The 4,864-nt window shown below is 70.2% G+C and carries 4 protein-coding genes; all 4 read right to left on the bottom strand.

The features are described from left to right. The coding region (locus QZ753_RS06645) for a molybdopterin-dependent oxidoreductase (protein ID WP_294642107.1) at nucleotides 1-1,552 on the bottom strand (1,552 nt) is incomplete at its 3' end. Between the two features lie 13 nt (nucleotides 1,553-1,565). Next, the gene (locus tag QZ753_RS06640) at nucleotides 1,566-3,143 is read right to left on the bottom strand and encodes an NADH-quinone oxidoreductase subunit NuoF (RefSeq protein ID WP_294642105.1); all 1,578 of its coding nucleotides are present in this window, start codon (nucleotides 3,141-3,143) and stop codon (nucleotides 1,566-1,568) included. Continuing rightward, nucleotides 3,140-3,625, bottom strand: coding sequence for a formate dehydrogenase subunit gamma (locus QZ753_RS06635; RefSeq protein WP_294642104.1), 486 nt, complete (start codon nucleotides 3,623-3,625; stop codon nucleotides 3,140-3,142). Before QZ753_RS06635 ends, QZ753_RS06640 begins: the two co-directional genes overlap by 4 nt. Before the next feature lie 63 nt (nucleotides 3,626-3,688). Further along, the coding region (locus QZ753_RS06630) for an OFA family MFS transporter (RefSeq protein WP_294642103.1) at nucleotides 3,689-4,864 on the bottom strand (1,176 nt) is incomplete at its 5' end.

The following is a 4,864-nucleotide window of genomic DNA, read 5'->3' as shown; positions in this document are numbered from 1 at the left end:
GGTTCTCCGGCGCGTGGCGCTCGTCGGCGACGAAGCGGGCCCAGGACTCGAACTCGGCCAGATCGCAGCGCTCGCGGACATAGGCCTCGTCGATCAGCCCCTCGGTGACGATGACGTGGGCCAGCGCGTTGACGAGGGCGACGTTGGAGCCCGGCTTCACCGGCAGGTGATGGGTCGCCTTGATGTGGGGCGACTTCACGAGGTCGATCCGGCGCGGATCGGCGACGATGAGCTTGGCGCCCTGGCGCAGGCGCTTCTTCATCCGCGAGCCGAAGACCGGGTGGCCGTCGGTCGGGTGGGCGCCGATCACCAGGATCACGTCGGCATCCTCAACCGACTTGAAGTCCTGGGTGCCGGCCGACGTGCCGAGCGTCGACATCAGGCCGTAGCCGGTCGGCGAGTGGCAGACCCGGGCGCAGGTGTCGACGTTGTTGTTGCCGAAGCCTGCGCGAACCAGCTTCTGGACGAGGTAGGCCTCCTCGTTGGTGCAGCGCGACGAGGTGATGCCGCCGACCGAGTTGCGCCCGTACTTCGCCTGGATGCGCTTGAACTCGGATGCCGTGTGGGCGATCGCCTCCTCCCACGACACCTCGCGCCAAGGCTCGGAGGTCGAGTTGCGGATCATCGGCGAGGTGATGCGCTCGCGGTGGTTGGCGTAGCCGTAGGCGAAGCGGCCCTTGACGCAGCTATGCCCGTGGTTCGCCTTGCCGTCCTTCCACGGCACCATGCGCACCAGCTCCTCGCCCCGCATCTCGGCCTTAAACGAGCAGCCGACGCCGCAATAGGCGCAGGTCGTGACCTTCGAATGCTCCGGCACGCCGATGGCGACGACCGACTTCTCCATGAGCGTCGCGGTCGGGCAGGCCTGGACGCAGGCACCGCAGGAGACGCATTCCGAGGAGAAGAAGTCCTCGCCCTGGCTGGGCGAGACGCGGCTGTCGAAGCCACGACCGGCGATCGTCAGCGCAAAGGTTCCCTGCACCTCCTCGCACGCCCGCACGCAGCGCGAGCAGACGATACATTTCGACGGGTCGTACTGGAAGTAGGGGTTGGAAAGGTCCTTCTCCATGAACAGCGGGTTCGGGCTCCCGTGCTCGTGGGGATGCACGTGGTTCTCGCCGTGCTGGCCGTAGCGCACCTCGCGAAGGCCGACCTCGCCCGCCGTGTCCTGCAGCTCGCAGTCGCCGTTGGCCGAGCAGGTCAGGCAGTCCAGCGGGTGGTCGGAGATGTAGAGCTCCATCACGCCGCGGCGGAGCTTGGCGATCCGGTCGGTCTGGGTCTTCACCACCATGCCGTCGGCGGCGAGCGTCGTGCAGGATGCGGGCGTGCCGCGCATGCCTTCGACTTCGACGAGGCACATGCGGCAGGAGCCGAAGGGCTCGAGCGAATCCGTCGCGCAAAGCTTCGGGATCTTGGTGCCCATCTCGGCCGCCGCGCGCATCAGCGAGGTGCCGGCGGGGACGGTCACCGTCTCGCCGTCGATGGTGAGGGTCACCTGTTTCTCGGCGCGGCGGGCCGGGGTGCCGTAGTCGGTTTCGGGAACGAGAGACATGGTCGTGTCCTCCTTATTCCGCCGCCTCGAGACCGGCCGGCAGGCGACGGGGGTCGAGGTCGAAATCTTCGGGGAAATGGGTCATCGCTGACGTCACGGGATAGGGCGTGAAGCCGCCGAGCGCGCAGAGCGAGCCGAACTTCATGGTGTCGCAGAGGTCGGCGAGCAGCGTCAGTTCCTTCGCCACGGGCTGGCCCGCCGAGCGCTTCTCGAGGATGCGGTCGACCGTCTCGACGCCGCGCACCGCGCCGATGCGGCAGGGCGTGCACTTGCCGCAGCTTTCGGCCGCACAGAACTCCATCGCGAAGCGCGCCATGTGGGCCATGTCGACCGTGTCGTCGAAGACCGTGATGCCGCCGTGCCCGATCAGCCCGTCCTTTGCGGCGAAGGCCTCGTAGTCGAAGGGCGTGTCGAAGAGGGACGGAGGGAAGTAGGCGCCGAGCGGGCCGCCGACCTGAACCGCGCGCACCGGGCGTCCCGACGCCGTGCCGCCGCCGATCTCGTTGACCAGTTCTCCGAGCGTGATGCCGAAGGGCACCTCGACGAGGCCGCCGTATTTCACGTTGCCGGCCAGCTGCACCGGCATCGTGCCGCGCGAGCGCCCGAGCCCGAGCCGCTCGTAGGCTTCCGGCCCTTCGGCAAAGATCGCCGGGATGGCGGCGAGCGACAGGACGTTGTTGACCACCGTCGGCTTGCCGAAGAGGCCCTGGAGCGCCGGCAGCGGCGGCTTGGCGCGCACGATGCCGCGCTTCCCCTCGATCGAATTCAGGAGCGAGGTCTCCTCGCCGCAGACATAGGCGCCGGCGCCGACGCGCACTTCCATGTCGAAGGCGAGGCCCGACCCGCCGACCGAACGGCCGAGCCAGCCGGCCTCGCGCGCCTCGGCGATCGCGTGCTCCATCGCCTCGATCGCGTGCGGGTATTCCGAGCGGATGTAGACGTAGCCGTAGGTCGCGCCGACCGAGACGCCGGCGATCACCATGCCCTCGACCAGCCGGAACGGATCGCCCTCCATCGTCATCCGGTCGGCGAAGGTGCCGGAATCCCCTTCGTCGGCGTTGCAGACGACGTATTTCTGCGCCGCCGCGGCCTTGCGGACGGTCTCCCACTTGATGCCGGTCGGAAAGCCCGCGCCGCCGCGGCCGCGAAGGCCCGAGGCCGTGACCGTCCGCACCCGCGCCTCGGCGTCCATTTCAAGGGCGGACTTCAGGCCGCGCCAGCCGCCGTGGGCGGCGTAGTCGCTTTCCGAGCGCGGATCGACGATGCCGCACAGCGCCATGGTGGAGCGGGTCTGGCGGGCGAGGAACGGGTGCTCCTCCGGCCGGCCGATCCGCGACGGATGGTCCGCTCCGTCGAGCATCCCGGCCGCGAGCAGCGCGTCGACGTCGGCGGGCGCGACCGGCCCGTAGCCGATGCGCCCGTTCGGCGTCTCGACCTCCACCAGCGGCTCCAGCCAGTGCATGCCGCGCGAGCCGGCGCGCACGATCTCGATCGCATGGCCCGAGGCCTGGAACGCTGCGGCGACCTCGTCGGCGCCGACGGCGACGGCCGCCGCGTCGCGCGGCACGAAGATGCGGGTCGTCGGGGTCATCGCATCGCCTCCTCGATGATGGCGGTCAGGCGGTCCGCGGTCAGGCGGCCGTGGATGCGGCCGTCGACCATCGCGGCAGGCGCGACGGAACAGAGGCCGAGGCAGTAGACGGGCTCCAGCGTCGCCGCCCCGTCGCCGGTCGTGCCCTTCATCGGCACACCGAGGAGCTCTTCGGCCGCCGCCTGCAGCGTGCGGCCGCCCGCAGCCTGGCAAGCCTCGGCCGAGCAGAGCTTGACCACGGTGCGTCCCGCCGGAAGGCGGCGGAAGTCGTGATAGAAGGTGAGGACGCCGTGGACGTCCGCGCGCGACAGGTTCAGCGCCGCCGCGATCGCGGGCACCGCCGCGTCGTCCACCATGCCGAACTCGGCCTGCACGTCGTGCAGGATCGGCAGGAGGGCGCCCGGCTTTCCCGCATGGGCGGCGATGATCTCATTCAGGCGCTCGGCATCGAAGGGCAGAGCGCGTCGCGCGGCATCGAGCATGTCGGTCTCCCGAGAAGGTCGGAAGCCGGCGCGGCCGAGGCGCGCGCCGGCTCGGGTGTCATTCTAGAACAGGGCGGTGGCCTTCAGAAGCGTGATGTAGACGCCCCAGAGGAGCGGCAGGCCGACGGCGACCCAGGCGGCGATCGCCGGCCCGTTGAAGCCGCCGCGGCCGATGCCGTGGTCGCCGAACGCGGGCGCCGCCGCAGCGCCGCCCCGCGCCGCCGTCGCCGCGCCCTTGGCCTCCTGCCGCATCTGGTACTTCTCGGCCACCGGCCGGACCAGGAGGTTGGCGACGAAGCCGACCGCCAGAAGCGCCGCGACGGTGAAGAAGATCGGCTGGTAGACCGCCTCGCGCGGCACGCCGGCCGCGATCTGGGCGTCGCGGATGTTGCCGGTGATGAGGCCGCCGAAGACGCCGGCGAGCGACCAGGCCGTCAGCAAGCGCCCGTGGATCGCGCCGACGAACTTGGTGCCGAAGACGTCGGCGAGATAGGCCGGGACGGTGGCGAAGCCGCCGCCGTACATGGAGGCGATCACGCAGAACGAGGCGACGAAGAGGAACAGGATCCCGCTCGAGGCCGAGAAGGGGACGAGCGCCGCGTAGAGCGCGATGCCGAGCGCCAGGATCACCGCGTACATCGTCTTGCGGCCGAGCCTGTCGGAGAAGGAGGCCCAGAAGAAGCGCCCACCGATGTTGAAGAGCGAGACGAGGCCGACGAAGCCAGCGCCAACGGCGGCTGCCGCCGTGCGCTGCTCGGGCGTGAAGTCGAGGAAGGCGGTGCCGGCCGCGCCGATCAGGCGACCGCCGAAGATTTCCTGCAGCATCGGCGAGGCGACGCCGATGAGGCCGATCGAGGCGGTCACGTTGGTGAGGAGGACGACCCAGATGAGCCAGAACTGCGGCGTCTTGTGCGCGTCCTTCAGATGCACGTCGCCTGTCGCGATCATGCGCGTGCCCGCTGCCGCCGGCGGCGTCCATCCGGCCGGGCGCCAGTTCTCCGGCGGCACGCGGTAGCCGAGCGCGCCGGCCACCATGAACACGAAATAGCCCGCGGCCAGCACCAGGAAGGTCTGCCAGACGCCGACGCCCTCAGGGCTCGCGAAATGGCGCATCAGGATGTCGGCGAGCGGCGAGCCGATCATCGCGCCGCCGCCGAAGCCCATGATCGCCATGCCGGTCGCCATGCCGCGCCGGTCGGGGAACCACTTGATGAGGGTCGAGACCGGCGAGATGTAGCC

It is taken from the genome of uncultured Aureimonas sp., assembly GCF_913775355.1.
In the GTDB taxonomy this organism is placed as follows: Bacteria; Pseudomonadota; Alphaproteobacteria; order Rhizobiales; family Rhizobiaceae; genus Aureimonas.
Note: the sequence above shows the minus strand (reverse complement) of the source record. Positions and strands in the feature narration are given on the sequence as shown.

Coding starts and splice junctions, on each gene's coding strand:
- QZ753_RS06640 (WP_294642105.1), bottom strand. CDS start 3,143: ATGACCCCGACGACCCGCATCTTCGTGCCGCGCGACGCGGCGGCCGTC.
- QZ753_RS06635 (WP_294642104.1), bottom strand. CDS start 3,625: ATGCTCGATGCCGCGCGACGCGCTCTGCCCTTCGATGCCGAGCGCCTG.